The sequence below is a fragment of the Rhodococcus sp. EPR-134 genome, from assembly GCF_001647205.1.
GTDB lineage: Bacteria > Actinomycetota > Actinomycetes > Mycobacteriales > Mycobacteriaceae > Rhodococcus_F > Rhodococcus_F qingshengii.
Genome location: NZ_LVCT01000090.1, coordinates 1 through 15,045 on the forward strand (window position 1 = coordinate 1; position 15,045 = coordinate 15,045).

15 protein-coding genes are annotated in these 15,045 nt (G+C 61.0%); 4 read left to right on the forward strand and 11 right to left on the reverse strand.

Translation table 11 applies throughout. The annotated features are described in order from the left end of the window. The 3 genes from A2J01_RS04415 to A2J01_RS04425 form a co-directional block, all read right to left on the reverse strand. On the reverse strand, window positions 1-1,458 hold a 1,458-nt coding region (locus A2J01_RS04415), incomplete at its 3' end, for a CoA transferase (RefSeq protein WP_231915697.1). A 119-nt stretch (window positions 1,459-1,577) separates the two neighbouring features. Beyond that, window positions 1,578-2,549 carry an ABC transporter substrate-binding protein gene (locus A2J01_RS04420; RefSeq protein WP_007731596.1) on the reverse strand — a complete coding sequence of 324 codons (972 nt, stop codon included), beginning with the start codon at window positions 2,547-2,549 and terminating at the stop codon, window positions 1,578-1,580. Between the two features lie 26 nt (window positions 2,550-2,575). Beyond that, the gene (locus A2J01_RS04425; protein ID WP_064112125.1) at window positions 2,576-3,367 is read right to left on the reverse strand and encodes an enoyl-CoA hydratase/isomerase family protein; all 792 of its coding nucleotides are present in this window, start codon (window positions 3,365-3,367) and stop codon (window positions 2,576-2,578) included. Between the two features lie 191 nt (window positions 3,368-3,558). Between A2J01_RS04425 and tgt the strand changes: the two genes are divergently transcribed. Further along, a complete protein-coding gene (gene tgt, locus A2J01_RS04430) occupies window positions 3,559-4,848 on the forward strand; it encodes a tRNA guanosine(34) transglycosylase Tgt (RefSeq protein WP_064112104.1) in 1,290 nt (429 codons plus the stop codon). On the opposite strand, the gene A2J01_RS04435 is transcribed toward tgt, so the two are convergent. The 3 genes from A2J01_RS04435 to A2J01_RS37320 form a co-directional block, all read right to left on the reverse strand. Continuing rightward, on the reverse strand, window positions 4,839-5,573 hold the full coding sequence (locus A2J01_RS04435; RefSeq protein WP_030535741.1) for a queuosine precursor transporter: 735 nt from the start codon (window positions 5,571-5,573) through the stop codon (window positions 4,839-4,841). The two genes, tgt and A2J01_RS04435, sit on opposite strands and share 10 nt — an antisense overlap. 117 nt (window positions 5,574-5,690) lie before the next feature. Continuing rightward, on the reverse strand, window positions 5,691-6,656 hold the full coding sequence (locus A2J01_RS36740) for a hypothetical protein (protein WP_223304518.1): 966 nt from the start codon (window positions 6,654-6,656) through the stop codon (window positions 5,691-5,693). Between the two features lie 8 nt (window positions 6,657-6,664). After that, window positions 6,665-7,384 carry an RDD family protein gene (locus A2J01_RS37320; RefSeq protein ID WP_047271549.1) on the reverse strand — a complete coding sequence of 240 codons (720 nt, stop codon included), beginning with the start codon at window positions 7,382-7,384 and terminating at the stop codon, window positions 6,665-6,667. A gap of 130 nt (window positions 7,385-7,514) precedes the next feature. Between A2J01_RS37320 and A2J01_RS04450 the strand changes: the two genes are divergently transcribed. Continuing rightward, window positions 7,515-8,168 carry a DUF4190 domain-containing protein gene (locus A2J01_RS04450; protein WP_047271551.1) on the forward strand — a complete coding sequence of 218 codons (654 nt, stop codon included), beginning with the start codon at window positions 7,515-7,517 and terminating at the stop codon, window positions 8,166-8,168. A gap of 28 nt (window positions 8,169-8,196) precedes the next feature. Here the strand turns inward: A2J01_RS04450 and A2J01_RS04455 are convergent, their stop codons facing one another. The 5 genes from A2J01_RS04455 to A2J01_RS04475 form a co-directional block, all read right to left on the reverse strand. Continuing rightward, window positions 8,197-8,937 (reverse strand): EAL domain-containing protein, encoded by a 741-nt coding sequence (locus A2J01_RS04455; protein WP_003943863.1) that lies wholly within the window; start codon window positions 8,935-8,937, stop codon window positions 8,197-8,199. 255 nt (window positions 8,938-9,192) lie between these two features. Beyond that, window positions 9,193-10,089 carry a tRNA glutamyl-Q(34) synthetase GluQRS gene (gluQRS, locus tag A2J01_RS04460; RefSeq protein ID WP_054827994.1) on the reverse strand — a complete coding sequence of 299 codons (897 nt, stop codon included), beginning with the start codon at window positions 10,087-10,089 and terminating at the stop codon, window positions 9,193-9,195. 1 nt (window position 10,090) lies between these two features. Continuing rightward, window positions 10,091-10,699 (reverse strand): TetR/AcrR family transcriptional regulator, encoded by a 609-nt coding sequence (locus tag A2J01_RS04465; protein ID WP_019746515.1) that lies wholly within the window; start codon window positions 10,697-10,699, stop codon window positions 10,091-10,093. A 51-nt stretch (window positions 10,700-10,750) separates the two neighbouring features. Beyond that, a complete protein-coding gene (locus A2J01_RS04470; RefSeq protein WP_007731584.1) occupies window positions 10,751-11,311 on the reverse strand; it encodes a TIGR03086 family metal-binding protein in 561 nt (186 codons plus the stop codon). Between the two features lie 51 nt (window positions 11,312-11,362). Continuing rightward, entirely contained in the window at window positions 11,363-12,430 is a 1,068-nt protein-coding gene (locus A2J01_RS04475) for an Lrp/AsnC family transcriptional regulator (protein ID WP_231915698.1), read from the reverse strand. A gap of 111 nt (window positions 12,431-12,541) precedes the next feature. On the opposite strand from A2J01_RS04475, the gene argE reads away from it, so the two are divergent. Further along, window positions 12,542-13,729, forward strand: a complete 1,188-nt coding sequence (gene argE / locus A2J01_RS04480; protein WP_064112106.1) for an acetylornithine deacetylase — start codon at window positions 12,542-12,544, stop codon at window positions 13,727-13,729. Window positions 13,730-13,755: 26 nt separating this feature from the next. Then, window positions 13,756-15,045 carry an MFS transporter gene (locus A2J01_RS04485; RefSeq protein WP_064112108.1) on the forward strand — a complete coding sequence of 430 codons (1,290 nt, stop codon included), beginning with the start codon at window positions 13,756-13,758 and terminating at the stop codon, window positions 15,043-15,045.

Genomic DNA, 15,045 nt, shown 5'->3' on the forward strand with positions numbered 1-15,045 from the left:
GAGCCCCATCTTGTCCATGACCGACGAGCTGAAATTCTCGACCACGACGTCGGAGTTCCTGATCAGGTCGCGCAGTACCGAAAGGCCCTCTGCGGATCGGGTATCGAGTGTGATGCTGCGCTTGTTGCGGTTGACGTCGTTGAAGTACCCGCTGGTGTTCGGATTGTCGTGCGGTCCTCGCGAGAGATGCATGAAAGGTGCAAAGCGAGTCGGGTCCGGGCGTCCGATCGATTCGACCTTGATGACATCGGCACCGTGGTCGGCAAGGATTCTGGTGCCGTACGGGCCCGCCAACACCCACGTGAGATCCAGGACGCGGACACCTTCGAGGCTGGGCGTGCTGCCACCGCTGAACTCGTGGGTTTCGTTCACTGCCACAGGCGAGGTGGCCTTCAAGAGTTCCTGATGCTGGCCCAACCGGGCAGCCTCGAGCGTTCCGATGCGCCGGCCTTCGGGGAAAGCGAAGCCGAACCCGAGATCGCGGTAGGTACCGTGATCTCCGGTCACGTCGGTGAAGAAGTCCCGGTCGTTGAGTTGCGGGTTACGCAGCAGTTCTTCGGGCCGGTCGACCGCTGCCCACGGCAACTTGCGTGACTGCGCGCTGACCGCGAATTCTTCCTTCGGCCACTTCGCGATGAAGGCGGACAGAACGTCGAAAATGTGTTCCTGATGCGTCTTTCGGTAGACCGCGTCGGACCACTCCGGTTGATCGAGATCGTCCTGAGCATCGTTGTCGATCAGCCAGGCCAGCATGCCGTCCCACATGCGGGGGCTACCGCCGAGGCCGCCACCGACATAACCGTCGGCGGCCTGGAACAGTCCGTGCGGAACGAGCGGATGTACCCGGCCCGGACGCGGTGGTACGCGGTCCTCGTGAATGTAGGCAAGAGTGCCCGCTTCCAGCGCGGCGGCAACACATTCCTGAGCGCTGATCTCCAGCAACGGGTTGTGGCCCTTGGATCGCGAACGCAGTCCGAGAAGCACGCCGATTGCGGCATTGATTCCGGCGAGCTGCTCAGCCTGGAGTTCGGGGAGCAGCAGTGGAGGGTGCTCGGGATCGCCGACCTGGGCCATCATCCCGCCGAGTGCCGCGACGGTCAGATTTGTTGCCTTCCAGTCACTTCGCGGTCCGGTTGTGCCGAAGGGTGTCACTCGTACGTGAACGAGAGATCCTCGGTTGTCGCGTAGAGCGCCGGTCGCGCTGCCGTCGAGCAGGACGTCGGCACTGCGCAGCAATGCTTCGAAAGCGAGGCGATCGTTGCTGTCGTCGATATCGAGGACAACGGACTTCTTGCCCGCATGCCAATGCAAGTACGAATCACCCTGGGACTCGGTGCGACTGGGGTCACCGGTGGGTGGTTCTACCAGAATGACTTCGAAACCCAGCCCGACCAGGATGCGCCCGGCGAATCGCGCAAACGGACTGGAAATCTCTACGACCCGTACCGGGGGATGCACCACAACTACTCCGTTTCAATCGAAAGATATCGCCGAACCGACTGGTGTCGAACGTAGTTCTGCGGCCCGGTGGGCGACATGATTTCGGTCTGCCCACCGGACCCGTTCTCACTCTCCGCTCAGGCGGCGTTCTGCTCGAACCATCCCGAGAGGAGGACAGCGGACGGATCGATGTCCGCGGAGATCTTGCCCTGCTCGCGGAAGAATGCAACAAGTTCGTTTGCGCGCTCCACGTCGTCCTCGGTGAATCCGCGTCCACCGAAATCGATTTGGGTCACCCGGTCTGCGGCCTCGGCCGGGTCCATCTGGATAGACGCGGCAATTGCGGTTGCAGCCCGATCCGGATCCGAGTTCACGATTGCCGACGCTTCCGAGATCACCTTGAACACCTTGCCTGCGGTTTCTTCGTTCGCGGACAACCAGTTGTCCGAAGCGATGATCCATTGGGCGTACTTGGCGCCGAAGTCGCCGGTCGTGGCAACAACGCGCCCGCCGGTATTGACACTCTGCGTCACCCAGGGGTCGAAGGACAGGAAGCCGTCGATGTCACCGCGCGCCAGCAAAGCAGGCTGTTCGGGCGGGCTTGTGCTCACGAGTGTGACCGTCGTGGGGTCGATGCCGAGACTGGCCAGGTACTGGTTCGTGAAGTAGAGGCCGATGCCGGGGAAGACGCCCATGGTCTTGATCGACTTCGGCTCGACGCCATTCCTCAGTACAACCTGGAAGTATCGGTCGGATTCCTGAAATACGCCCAGCGCCCGCAGGCTCGGATTGGCGGCCATGACGGACAGTGCCGTCGAGTCGGCATTGCCGGAGAGTTCCGAAGTTCCGGCTACGACGTTCTGGGCGCCCGCCGCCCCGCCTTCCGTCTGGATGACCTGGACGTCGAGGCCGGCGGCCTCGAACATGCCCTCGTGGTCGGCCAGGAAAATCGGGGCGTACGACGGGTCTACACCCACCGCGATCCGTACCAGGCCACCACTTTCCGCGGAGTTGTCGGTAGCGGGCCGGGTGCATCCGCTGACCGCGATCGTCAGGGCGGCGAGAGAAGCGACTGCGCCCACCCATTTCTTCTGAAATTTGTTGAGCATGATGGCCTCTCGGTAAATGGGAGCTGTCAGCGTCCCGTGAAGGTGGGGGACCGCTTGTCGAGGAATGACTGAAGTCCCTCAGCAGCGTCGTCCGTCTTGATCAGGTCGAGCACTGCCTCGAATTCGAGATCCAGCGCTTGATCGAGCGGCAACGACATGCCCTCGTCGACAATGCGTTTGATCATTCCGATGGTGGCAGTGGGTTTCGTCGCGAGTTCGCGTGCGAGGTCAGCGCAATGCGCATCGAGGTCGGCGTCCGCAACGACGGTGTCGACCAGGCCGATATCGAGTGCATGCTCGGCGCTGAGGCGCTTGCCTTCGATCATGAGCACTTTGGCTCGGTGAGCCCCGATGAGGCGTGGAAGTCGCTGGCTGCCACCGGCACCCGGAAAAAGCCCAAGTCCGATCTCGGGGAAGCCGATGGTCGCCGACTGCGCCATGATGCGGAAGTCGCAGGCCAACGTCAGTTCTGCTCCGCCGCCGAGTGCGTGCCCGTTGATCTTCGCGACGACAGGTTTGGGAGCCGACTCGAGGATCCGCTGTACGTCGACCCACGGGCGCATCGCGCGCTGAGTTTCTTCCGTCAGCTCGCGCATCACGGTGATGTCCGCACCGGCGACGAAGAACCGTCCAGTGCCCGTCACGACAATGACGCGGACGGTCTGGTCCGACGCGAGTACCGGCAGTATCTCCAGAAGCTCGGCGATCATGCTGGGGTTGAATGCGTTGGCTGGAGGTTTGTCGATAGTCACGGTGGCAATCGAGTCTGTGACCTCGACGGTGACGAAGTTGTAGGTCTGGCCGGTCTGTCTCGTCAAGTGAGCTCCTGTCAGCGGGTTGGCGGGGTAAACCGGTCGAGCCGGGGGATGTGTAGTGGGAAGTATGGTGGGGACCCTCACGCGGCGGTACCGCTCGGGTTCGGTCAGTAGACCAATGCGGATGCTGATCGCGTAGGAACTTTCTTCGCTGTGATCACGGCGATATTTGCTCCTGTGACAGGATTGAGCCCGTGACTTCTGCAGTACCGACACCGCCCGCGCCCTCCGTCGACAAGCGTCCCGAGTCGATTTTCACGATAGGGACCAGGCTCGAGGACCGGCTCGGACGAACCGGAACCATCCACACACCGCACGGCGATATCGCGACGCCGTCGTTCGTGGCTGTCGGAACCAAGGCCACGGTCAAGGCCGTGCTGCCCGAGTCCATGAAGGAACTCGGTGCGCAGTCGTTGCTCGCCAATGCGTACCACCTGTACCTGCAGCCGGGCCCCGACATCGTCGACGAGGCCGGCGGGCTGGGCAAGTTCATGAACTGGGACGGGCCCACCTTCACCGACAGCGGTGGCTTCCAGGTGATGTCTCTTGGCGTCGGGTTCAAGAAGGTGCTCGCGATGGAGGCCGTCGGTGTGCAGTCCGACGACGTCATCGCGAAGGGCAAGGAGCGTCTCGCGACAGTCGACGACGAGGGCGTGACGTTCAAATCGCACCTCGACGGCAGTAAGCATCGCTTCACCCCCGAGGTGTCGATGCAGATCCAGCATCAGCTCGGCGCCGACATCATGTTCGCGTTCGACGAGCTCACAACGCTGCTCAACACCCGCGGCTACCAGGAGCGATCGGTCGAGCGCACGCAGGCGTGGGCGATCCGCTGTATCAATGAACACGAGAAGCTCACCGCCGAACGCGCTGACAAGCCCTATCAGGCTCTCTTCGGCGTGATCCAAGGCGCGCAGTACGAAGATCTGCGACGTCAAGCCTGCCGCGGACTCGAGTCGATCGAAGGCGAGAACGGATACGGCTTCGACGGCTACGGCATCGGCGGCGCCCTCGAGAAGCAGAACCTCGGAACGATCGTGCGTTGGTGTAACGAGGAACTACCCGAGAACAAGCCGCGTCATATGCTCGGCATCAGTGAACCGGACGACTTCTTCGTCGCAATCGAGAACGGCGCGGACACTTTCGACTGCGTCAACCCGTCGCGTGTTGCTCGCAATGCTGCGATTTACGTCCGCTCCGGCAGGTTCAACATCAACATCAGCCGATTCCGTCGTGACTTCACGCCTATCGACGACGAGTGCGACTGCTACACGTGCGCCAATTACACCCGCGCGTACATCCATCACCTCTTCAAGGCGAAGGAAATGCTCGCGTCGACGCTTTGCACCATCCACAACGAGCGATTCACCGTGAAGTTGGTCGACGACATCCGAGCCAGCATCGAAGGTGGGTATTTCCACGACTTCAAGGCAGACATGCTCGGAAAGTTCTACGCGGCGAAGACGCCTGCACCTCAGGCGTAGGTCGGTTCGCGCTTCTTCACGTATGCGATGACGCGGTAGGTGATCGGCATGACCAGAACCTCGACAAGCGTCTTCCACAGGAAGCCGACCAGCACGTAGTTGATGAAGTCTTCCCATGTGCTGATGCCGATGACACCGGCCGCGATGGAACAGAAGATGAGGGTATCGGCGAATTCGCCGACGACGGTCGAGCCGATCAGTCGCGCCCACAGATGCTTCTCCTGCATGCGCTTTTTCATCATGACCAGAACCAGTGAGTTCAGTAGCTGTCCGACGAGGTAGGCGGCCAAGCCCGCGACCAGTAGCCGGGGAATGACACCGACCACGGTTTCGAGGGCGGCCTGGTTCTCGTAGAACTCTGCCGACGGGAGTTGCACTGCAATCCAGAAGCACGCAGCGGCAAGAATCAGTGCGCCGAAGCCCAGGTAGATCGCGCGTCGGGTCGCTTTGAAGCCGTAGACCTCGCTGAGCACGTCACCGAGGACGTAGGCGAGCGGGAACAAGAAGAATCCACCATCGGTGATGATGGGCAGAATCTGCAAGGGACCGAGCGAGAAGTCGGAATCCGCAAAGAAGGCGACCCCCTTGGTCGCCGCCACGTTCGAGATCAGCAGCGTTGCGGTGAAGAGCGCGACGATCGTCGGGTAATAACCCCGGCTGACGTGCGCAAATTTGGTTTCGTGGGTCGATTCGTCTTGCTGATCCTGAGCTGTCACGTCCGTCATCCAAGCACCACAAGGCGCTCGGATGCGAGTTGGCGACCGTCCAGTTGCGCAGAACACACCGAAGGCCCTGCGGTTTCACGTGGAACCGCAGGGCCTTCGGTGATGCAAACGAACGGATCAGGCAGCTACATGGCCGCCGGTCAGCACGCGGTATGCGTAGGTGCTGGCGATCAACGCGACGGGCGCCGTCACCAGAAGACCGATTCCACACAGCAGCGCACCGACGATGTTGATACCGATCAGAGCGAGCGCCAGCAGGACCAACGTTCCGACGTTCGACGAGGTCAACGCGTAACTCGATTTGATGCCCGAAATCGCATCCTGATTCTTGTCCACGATGAAGGTCAGCGTGTAGTAGAGCAGGAACGCCGCGATGATGCCGGGAATGATGCAGAGAGCCAAACCGACGTAAGTTGCCACTGCTACCAGGAAACCGCCGAGAACAACTGCGCCGATGTTGGTGAATTGGAAGAAGGTGCCGAAAGCCGGCTTGATTCCATCCAGTTCGCTCAACGCTCCTCGAAGGAATGCGGCTTGGATGATGTAGCCGACGATAGCGGTGACCAATCCACCCACGATCGACAGCGCGCTGAATTCGGTATTGGTGTAGTCGAAACCGTTGAAAGCGCCCTGGATCAGTCCGGCGATCAAGAACGCGATGATCGAGATTCCGATCCAAACCAATGCGTTGTCTTTGAACTTGTTCCAGCCGTAGGTAATTGCCGCACCCACAGAAAGCTGCGGTCCACCGAATCCTGCGCCGTAGTCGTTGGCGGGCGGCGGTGGGAAGTTACCGCCTCCGGGAGGTGGCGGGTATCCACCGGGCGGTGGGTAGTTGCCACCGGGAGGGGGATAGCTTCCACCCTGCGGAGGCGGCGGATATCCACCTGGCGGCGGGTAATTGCCACCTTGAGGAGGTGGGGGGTATCCACCAGGCGGCGGGTAGCTTCCGCCCTGCGGAGGCCCCGCCGGCGGGGGATAGCTCCCAGGAGGAGGCGTTCCCTGCTGGCCGTAGGGATCCTGGGGCGGGAATTGCTTTCCGTCCTCGGGATTCTGGTTGGGGTCGTGCCCACCGGTTGTCATATGCGCACCTAACCCTTGACTACCTGAGTTCCACCAGCGAGCTCGTCATGCTTGCCCTGCTTGGTGGGGCTGTTGTTGATCGTGACCGCGATGACGATGTAGGCGACCAACGCGAGGATTCCGCCGATGATCGGAATGATCGAGAGCAACGTGAAGGCGTTGCGAATCGCAGACTGCTGGACGGAGGGGCGAGGTGCGCCACCCGGACCGTGTACTGAAAGGCCCAGAATCATCTTTCCCAAAGTCCGACCCTGCGTTACTTCCATTGCGATGAAGTAAGCGAAGGTCAGAATTCCCGAGAACAGTCCCGAGACCAGAATCAAGCTGTCGGAGTCACTGACCAATAGAGCCAGAATCGCGGCGATGACGCCGACGATGATGCCGTCGATGATGCGGGCACCGAGTCGAATCCACAGATCGCCCGGCTGAGCACCCGAAGGCAGCCGGTTTCCTCCGCCGTACGCACCTTGGTCGTTGAACTGCGGAGGCGGCGGGAAGTTTCCGCCCTGGGGCGGCGGCGGGTATCCACCGGGAGGCGGGTAGTTGCCACCCTGAGGGGGCGGGAAGTTTCCGCCCTGCGGGGGCGGGTAGCTTCCGCCTTGCGGGGGGCCGGCGGGAGGGGGGTAACTTCCGGGAGGAGGTGTTCCCTGCTGGCCATATGGATCCTGGGGTGGGAATTGCTTCCCGCCTTCTGGATTCTGGTTGGGGTCGTACCCACCGGTTGTCATGTGTTCCCCTCAGTCGTAAATATCGCGCTCGAGTGTGACAGTGGATATGACCCTACTGGGATCAAAGAGCGATGTGGATGACATCTGCTCACTTGGATTCGGAGGTCACCTGTGGTTTAGGCTGCGTTGTATGACGAGTTCCGGGGGCAACAACGACGATTCTTCGAGCGATTACCAGGCAAAACCTGGGTACGGAGAATTTCCGAGCCTGCCTCCTGAGGGGTACGGCGTGTCCCCGTCCGAAACGCAGTCTTCACCTGAAGTTCCCGGATATACCACTCCCAACGAGCAGTACCCGGGTTATCCACCGCCGTCGTACAACCCGCCCGGTAATAACCCCCAGCCGGGCGGAATCGGTGAACCGAACCCGTACCTGCCGCCGCAGAATTTCGGACCGCAAAATCAGTATCAGCAGAATCAATATCAGCAATCCGGACAATACGGACAAGCTCAATACGGACAGCCTCAGTACGGCCAACCTCCGAACCCGTACGGTCAACCGAATCAATTCGCGGGTGGGTACGCACCGCCGATGCAGCCGGTCGGCACCAATGGTCTCGCAATTGCATCGCTGGTTGTATCGCTTGCGGGTGGTTGCTTCTACAGTCTCGGCGGAATCGTCGGAATCATTCTGGGAATTGTCGCGCTCAATCAGATCAAGCAGACAGGTCAACAGGGGCGAGGGCTTGCGATAGCCGGAATTGCGGTCGGCGCGGCCTTCTTGGCAATTTTTGCCGTGATTCTCGTGGTCGCACTCATAGCGAGTGCATCGTCGTCGTACTGAAGTGTCGTCGTGCTGAAGTGGCGAGCGCTCACACGGGAGTGACGACGGACGACGCAGGAAGTGGCTTGCCGAAGTAATAGCCCTGGCCCATGTCGCAGCCGGCCCGCAAGACGTTGGCTGCGTGTTCCGCGGTTTCGACGCCCTCTGCGATCGAATCAAGCCCTAGCTTCCGAGCGATGTCGGCGATGGACTCCATGACCATGAAGGCGCGGTCTCCAGCACGACCCGCTGCGCTGACAGCCCAGGTCAAGGATTGGTCGATCTTGAGAATGTCGAGCGGCAATTCCGACAATGCGGAGAAGGACGCGAAGCCCGCCCCGAAATCATCCAGCGCGATTCGAATTCCCTCGTTGTGCAAGACGTGAAGAGTCTCGGCGGCATGCCGGCCTACGACGCCGAGTTCGGTGACTTCCACGATTATTCTGCTCAGTGGCGTTTGTGAACTGTCGAGGGCTCCGAGGATCTCGTGAGCGGCGTGCGGGGTAGCGAGTTGGCGAGGCGAAAAGTTGACCGCGACCATCATGTGCTCAGGCCACGACGCTGTTTGGGCACAAATCATTTCCAGAGCTTGTAGCCCGATGGGAATGATGAGCCCAGAGGATTCGGCGGAGCGCATGAAATCTTGAGGTTCGATCAACCCTCGCAGCGGATGGCGCCAACGCAAAAGAGCTTCATAGCTGATAATTGCTGACGAGTTCAGATTGACCTGGGGTTGATACAACACCTCGAATTGATGGTCGTCGAGTGCCTCGCGAAGCTCGCGGACCATGCGTATTCCTTTTCGTCCTGAGTCGCCCGTGCCGCACGTGCGTGTCAGCGTGGATGCTGCAAGTGGGTACTGTGGTCGGATTCCAGGTTCAGATCCCGGGCGTGGTTTTGCAGGAACAACTCGCCCTGAATTTCCTTCGCCAGTCTCGACCGTACTTCACTATTCGAGAATTGCCAACGAATAGCTATTGCGGACGGCTTTGTCATATCGGACAATCGTAGTTTTGTTCCGACGAGGCACCGATTGATACGTCACTTACTTCGCCGGGAAAACCCACGGGGTCCGGGGGATCTTGCGAGAGTCGAATCGATCCGCCAATTGGGGTGGTGTGACAACCTCGCCGGGTTCGGCGAGACCGATGCTCGACGCGATCATCGTCAGAACCTGCTCGGTACTGCGTCCGGCCTCGAGTTGATCTGCCAGAGTCACTGCGCCGTCGCGCTTCGCGAGTCGCTTGCCTTCACTGTTCAAGGCAAGAGGAACGTGGGCGTACGACGGTGGTTCGATGTCGAGCAGCTGGGCAAGGTATGCCTGACGTGGAGCCGAGGTCAGGAGGTCGTCGCCGCGAACCACCTGGTCGATGTTCTGTGCACCGTCGTCGACGACAACGGCAAGGTTGTAAGCGGGCACCCCGTCTCCGCGGAGCAGGACGACGTCGTCGACTGGTCCCGTCACCTCGCCGAACAGTTCGTCATGGACGGTGAACGAGTCGATGCCGGCCCGTAGCCTCAGCGCGGGAGATCGGCCACTTGCCGATTTCTCGGCGCGTTCGGCCTCCGAAAGGTTCCGACACGTGCCGGGGTAGGCGCCGTCTGGAGCATGGGGCGCTGACGGTGCCTGCAGGATCTCCTTGCGTGTGCAGAAGCAGGGATAGGTCAGGTCACGCTCGCGCAATTGGTCGATAGCCTTGTGGTACAAGGGAAGACGGTGTGACTGCAATACGACTGGGCCGTCCCACGTGAGGCCGAGCCTGCGCAGATCGTCGAGTTGTCGTTCCATCGCGCCGGGGCGGACACGGTCGAGATCCTCTACCCGAATGAGGAAGTCGCGCCCGCTGGTGCGGGCGAAAAGCCAAGCCAAGAGGGCGGTTCGGAGGTTTCCCAGATGGAGATCGCCAGACGGGCTCGGCGCGAAGCGTCCTGCTCCTTCCACGTCAGCTGGCGAGCCCGACGGAGGCGAGCGGGTTCTCGGCGTCGTGCAGGGTGAGGCGGATCTGGGTTTCCAAAGCGTGATCGAGGTACTGCGGCGGATACATGGCGGGGCTTCCGAGTGCGTCGAGTGCCAATCCATTGACGGTTGAAAGCAGAAGTGCCGCTCTGGTTTCCGCTTCCGGAGTTCCGATGCCGATCAGAACTGTCGAGATGCCAGTGCGGATTGTGAACAGGGTTGTCCGGCGAATTTCGGAGAGTGACTCACTGGTTGCGGCGCGCACGGCAAACGCGGCGAGCACATGCGCCTCACGCGTGCGTTGCTCGTCGAGGGGCAGGAGTTGCGAGAGCGCCTGGAACAGGGCGGTATGCGGGTCTGCGTCGGCGGACGATTCGGCCAGTCGCGTCAACAATCGATCGACGAGTGTTCGCAGTGCGAATGCGAACATCTCGTCCTTGGTCGAGAAATGATGTTGCACTGCGCCGATCGAGACACCCGCCCGTTTTGCGACCTCGCGAACGCTGGCATTTTCCAGTCCGGATTCCGCGGCGACATCGAACAATGCCGCCGCAAGCAGGTCTGGACTCGTGGAGGATTTTCGGCGTTCCGGCATACCGCGACATTACATGCGTATGGAAGTAATGCCCACGTCAGGGGTGCTTTTTCACGCCTTCCGGCCGAGGAAGGCAAGGAGTTTCGTCGCTTTGTCAGCGTTGTCCGGAACCTGTATTTCCGGGCCGCACACACCGCTCATGCGGATCGACTCGCCCAGGCCCGCGGCGATCTCCGACACCCACTCCACGTCCGCGTCTCGCATCGTCGTATCGGTGCCGGTTGCGGCCGCGAGGTCCCAACCGTGGATGACCAGATCGAAACACAAGAACCCTTCGACCGTGGCCCCGAGGTTGGTCCTGCCGAAGTGTCCGTCGTATTCCAGGGTGGACTTTGCCGGATCGTCCAGAATTTCCTGCATCGAATCGCGGACGGCCGCCCAGGCTGCCGACGGGTCGTCGTCGACCGACGGACCGGGTGCCAATTCCAGGCCGACTACCTTGACCATGTCTCGTTCGCTGTCGAGCACGTGTCTCACCACGTCGCGGGCGGTCCAGCCCTCGCAGGGGGAATCGTCGTCCCAGCGGTCGGCGGGTACGGCGTCGATCCGGGCCGTGAATCCGGCGGCCAGATCCCGATAACGCTGGGCGGGGGAGATCTCTGTTGAAGTCATGACAACAATCCTTCACCGCCACAGCGCATCGTGATTGATTATTTCGGACATTCACTCGATCTCCGGGGCTTCCGCCCAGATGTCCATCGGTACGACCCCGGCACTCTTGCCCTCGTCGTCGAGAAGTCGGCCCACCCTCTTCATCGATCGCAGCACCACTGACCTGTTCAGCACCACCAGACCCGGTGCCTCTTGTGCGAGTTGTACTTCGGTAATGGGAGTTTCGCGAAGGGAGTGTGCGGCGATCGCGAGCAGTGTGTTGGCGCGTCCACCGGATATCCGCATGCACACCCGCGTTCCCGGCACTCGCTCCACCAGGGCACGAATCGTCGACCGGTCCGTGGGATCGACATATCCCCACACCCAGGTCACGAGGGGCCAGCCGGACAGTGGCAGAGACACGTCGCAGCGGAACACGATCTGGTTGCGCGACGTCAATTCGGCAAGTCGCCGCCTGACCGTACTTTCGCTGAGGCCGGTACCGACCGTGAGCTCGGCAATCGAGGATCGACCGTCCTCGCCCAGCTTCAATATCAATTGGCGGTCGACCGCGTCGAAGGTCTTCCCGTGATGGCGCTGATCCGTCGGAGCATATTTGTAGCGCACAGGCCGGTCTGTCATCACCGCCCGCTGCGTGGCATCGAGTACCTGCAATTTCCAATCGTCTCCGATCGCGAAGACCTCGGTGACGAGGTGTGCACGCGAACTGACGATCCCGGGTACCGACGCGAGCGACCGAAGCAGGAAGCGCGACAGGAAAGCCATGTCTCTGACCTCGACGAGAAGTGTCAAGTCGCCTGGGCCGCTTGTGTGTTCGACGCTCAGTACGTGCGGCCAGCGGGCAAGTCGTTCTGCAATCGTCAACGCGTTCGAAGTCGTGCAGTCGACTTCGACAAAAGCCAGACACGACTCCGGACGGCCATGGCCGGTTGCCCTGGCAGAGACCCAGGCGGTGCCGGAATCCTGTAACCGCTGCCAGCGGCGAGCCACGGTAACCGGATCCACTTTGAGCGCGTCGCCAACCGTGCGCCACGGCGCTCGCGGGTCGAGTTGCAGGCAATTGATCAGGGCGAGGTCGACGTCGTCCAGTACGGCGGAATCCTGCGTTTCTTCGATCATGGTGCAAGTATCGTGCATCTTCACTGTGTCTGGGATCACTTCATTCATGCTCGAAGGGCAGAACGCGGTGGCGAGTGCCCACCGCGTTCATGCTGTGAAAGGAGAAACCAGATGTCATCGACCACGTTGCCCGCTGTTCCGACAGAGAGAAGCCTCGAGTGGGTGCAACGCCTCATCGGAATCGATACGACGAGTGCCGTGAGCAATCGACCGTTGATCAATCTCATTGCGGCGGAACTACGTCGCCATGGGGTCGAGCCGGTACTTGTTGCCGATGACGAGGGAACGAAGCTCAACTTGTTGGCAACGTTCACTCCTCCTGACGGAAGTACTGCCGGCGGTGTGATGTTCTCCGGCCATACAGACGTAGTGCCGGTCGACGATCAAGACTGGAGTAGCGAGCCTTTCACGCCCGACGTTCGCGACGGAAGCCTGTACGGACGTGGCACGTGCGACATGAAGTCGTTCATCGGGATCGTCGTCGCTGCGATCCCCGACATCGTTGCTCGGCCGCTGGCGAAGCCGATTCACTTTGCATTCTCCTACGACGAGGAAGTCGGCTGCATCGGTGCGGCCGGGTTGGTCGAGGAGGTTGTTTCCCGGAACCTGCGCCCTGATGTGTGCGTCGTCGGAGAGCCGTCGGAGATGCGGGTCATTCGCGCACACAAGTCGATGAACGTCATACGTGTTGATCTGCATGGTGTTTCGGCGCACTCGTCGCTTACTCCGCAAGGAGTCAACGCGATCGAATACGGCGCGGAGTTGATTCGATTCGTCAGAAGCGCGGCCGACGAGCTCCGTGCGTCCGGCCCGTACGACGACGCATTCGACGTGGCCTGGACGACGTGTTCGGTCAATCTCGTATCCGGCGGGATCGCAGTGAACACTGTCCCCGAGGATTGCTCCATCACTTTCGAGTTCAGGAGCATCAGCTCAGCTGGCGCCGCAGATTTGCTCGAACGCTTTGCCGCCGAGACGAATCGGATCGAGAACCTGATGCGGGAAGAAAACCCGTCAGCCTCCGTGACGATGCACGTGTCGGCCTCGGTCCCTCCCCTGGAGACGGATGCGAATGCTTCGGCGGCCGCACTGGTCGAACAATGGGGTGGTCGGGCATCGGACGAAAAGGTCGCGTACGCCACCGAGGCCGGGATGTTCGCGACTATCGGTATCCCCACTGTCGTGTGTGGGCCGGGAAGCATCACTCAGGCGCATGCACCTGACGAGTACGTGACACTTGACCAATTGGCACAGTGCGAGCAGTTCGTTCGGAACGTCATCGCTCACGCCCGCGCCTGACCCACCCTGACCCCCTAAGGAAAACCATGTCCACGGCAACTACGCCAACCTCCGGAACAGTCACCCCGGAACGCCTGGCCGCTGCTCGCAAGGCGGTGATCAGCAGTTCGCTCGGCGCTGCGCTCGAATGGTTCGACGTCATCGTCTACGCATCATTCGCAGTGGTGATCGCCCATAATTTCTTTCCCGGCGGCGACAACACGCTCGGTTTGATACTGACGTTCGCGACGTTTGCGATCTCGTACGTCATCCGGCCGCTTGGCGGGATGGTTCTCGGTAGCTACGCCGATCGTCGCGGGCGCAAGAACGCCTTGACGTTGACGATGATGCTGATCATGATCGGCACGCTCATCATGGCCGTGGCGCCGACGACCTCGATGATCGGACCGTGGGCCGGCGTCGTCATCCTTGTTTCGCGTCTCATTCAAGGATTCTCCGCCGGCGGTGAATTCGGTACTGCTACAACCTTCCTCGTGGAGACTGCGCCACACAAGAAGGCGTTCTACTCTTCCTGGCAAGTTGCCAGCCAGGGTGCCTCGGTTTTCCTGGCATCGCTGTTCGGATACGTGCTCAACACCCACCTTTCGCATGAAGCGCTCTACTCGTGGGGCTGGCGCGTTCCGTTCTTCTTCGGCATCATCGTCGGGCCGGTCGGACTCTACATCCGTGCCAAGCTTGACGAAACGGACGATTTCAAGACGAGCGTTCCGGAAAAGGCTCCGCTGAAGACGACGCTGACCAGGCATCTCGGCCGGGTGCTGACCGGTGCCGCAGTAGTGGGCGTCGCGACTATCTCGATCTACCTCATCTTGTACATGCCGACGTTTGCCGTGAAGAACCTCGGAGTTTCCGCCTCGGCCGGCTATCTCGGCGGCATCGTCGCCGGACTGGTCACCTTGATCACCGTGCCGTTGATCGGGCATCTTGCAGACCGGGTCGGACCGGCGAGAGTTATGACCTGGGCCGCCGTTGCGGCAATCGTCTTGGCCTGGCCGCTCTTCAAATTGATGGTCGATCACCCGTCGACTCTGACCCTCGTCCTGGTTGTTTCGGTCCTGGGTGTCATCATGGCGTTTGCCTTCGGTCCCTTGCCCGCCCTGATGAGTTCGCTGTTCCCGGCAGAGATCCGGGCTACCGGAATGTCATTGTCGTACAACCTCGGAGTGACTTTGCTCGGCGGAATCGCGCCGTTGGTCTTGACCTGGTTGATCAGTACAACAGGCTCGCTCGACGCCCCGAGTTACTACTACATGACCGTCGCAGTTCTTTCCCTCGGTGGGCTGTGGTCGGCAAGGACGCTTTTCAGGCAGAAGTGA

What these genes read in the sequence shown, in the direction of transcription:
- A2J01_RS04420 (WP_007731596.1), bottom strand. Translation starts at nt 2,549, where the DNA reads ATGCTCAACAAATTTCAGAAGAAATGGGTGGGCGCAGTCGCTTCTCTC.
- A2J01_RS04435 (WP_030535741.1), bottom strand. Translation starts at nt 5,573, where the DNA reads ATGACGGACGTGACAGCTCAGGATCAGCAAGACGAATCGACCCACGAA.
- A2J01_RS36740 (WP_223304518.1), bottom strand. Translation starts at nt 6,656, where the DNA reads ATGACAACCGGTGGGCACGACCCCAACCAGAATCCCGAGGACGGAAAG.
- A2J01_RS37320 (WP_047271549.1), bottom strand. Translation starts at nt 7,384, where the DNA reads ATGACAACCGGTGGGTACGACCCCAACCAGAATCCAGAAGGCGGGAAG.
- A2J01_RS04450 (WP_047271551.1), top strand. Translation starts at nt 7,515, where the DNA reads ATGACGAGTTCCGGGGGCAACAACGACGATTCTTCGAGCGATTACCAG.
- A2J01_RS04455 (WP_003943863.1), bottom strand. Translation starts at nt 8,937, where the DNA reads ATGGTCCGCGAGCTTCGCGAGGCACTCGACGACCATCAATTCGAGGTG.
- A2J01_RS04465 (WP_019746515.1), bottom strand. Translation starts at nt 10,699, where the DNA reads ATGCCGGAACGCCGAAAATCCTCCACGAGTCCAGACCTGCTTGCGGCG.
- A2J01_RS04470 (WP_007731584.1), bottom strand. Translation starts at nt 11,311, where the DNA reads ATGACTTCAACAGAGATCTCCCCCGCCCAGCGTTATCGGGATCTGGCC.
- A2J01_RS04475 (WP_231915698.1), bottom strand. Translation starts at nt 12,430, where the DNA reads ATGATCGAAGAAACGCAGGATTCCGCCGTACTGGACGACGTCGACCTC.
- argE (WP_064112106.1), top strand. Translation starts at nt 12,542, where the DNA reads ATGTCATCGACCACGTTGCCCGCTGTTCCGACAGAGAGAAGCCTCGAG.
- A2J01_RS04485 (WP_064112108.1), top strand. Translation starts at nt 13,756, where the DNA reads ATGTCCACGGCAACTACGCCAACCTCCGGAACAGTCACCCCGGAACGC.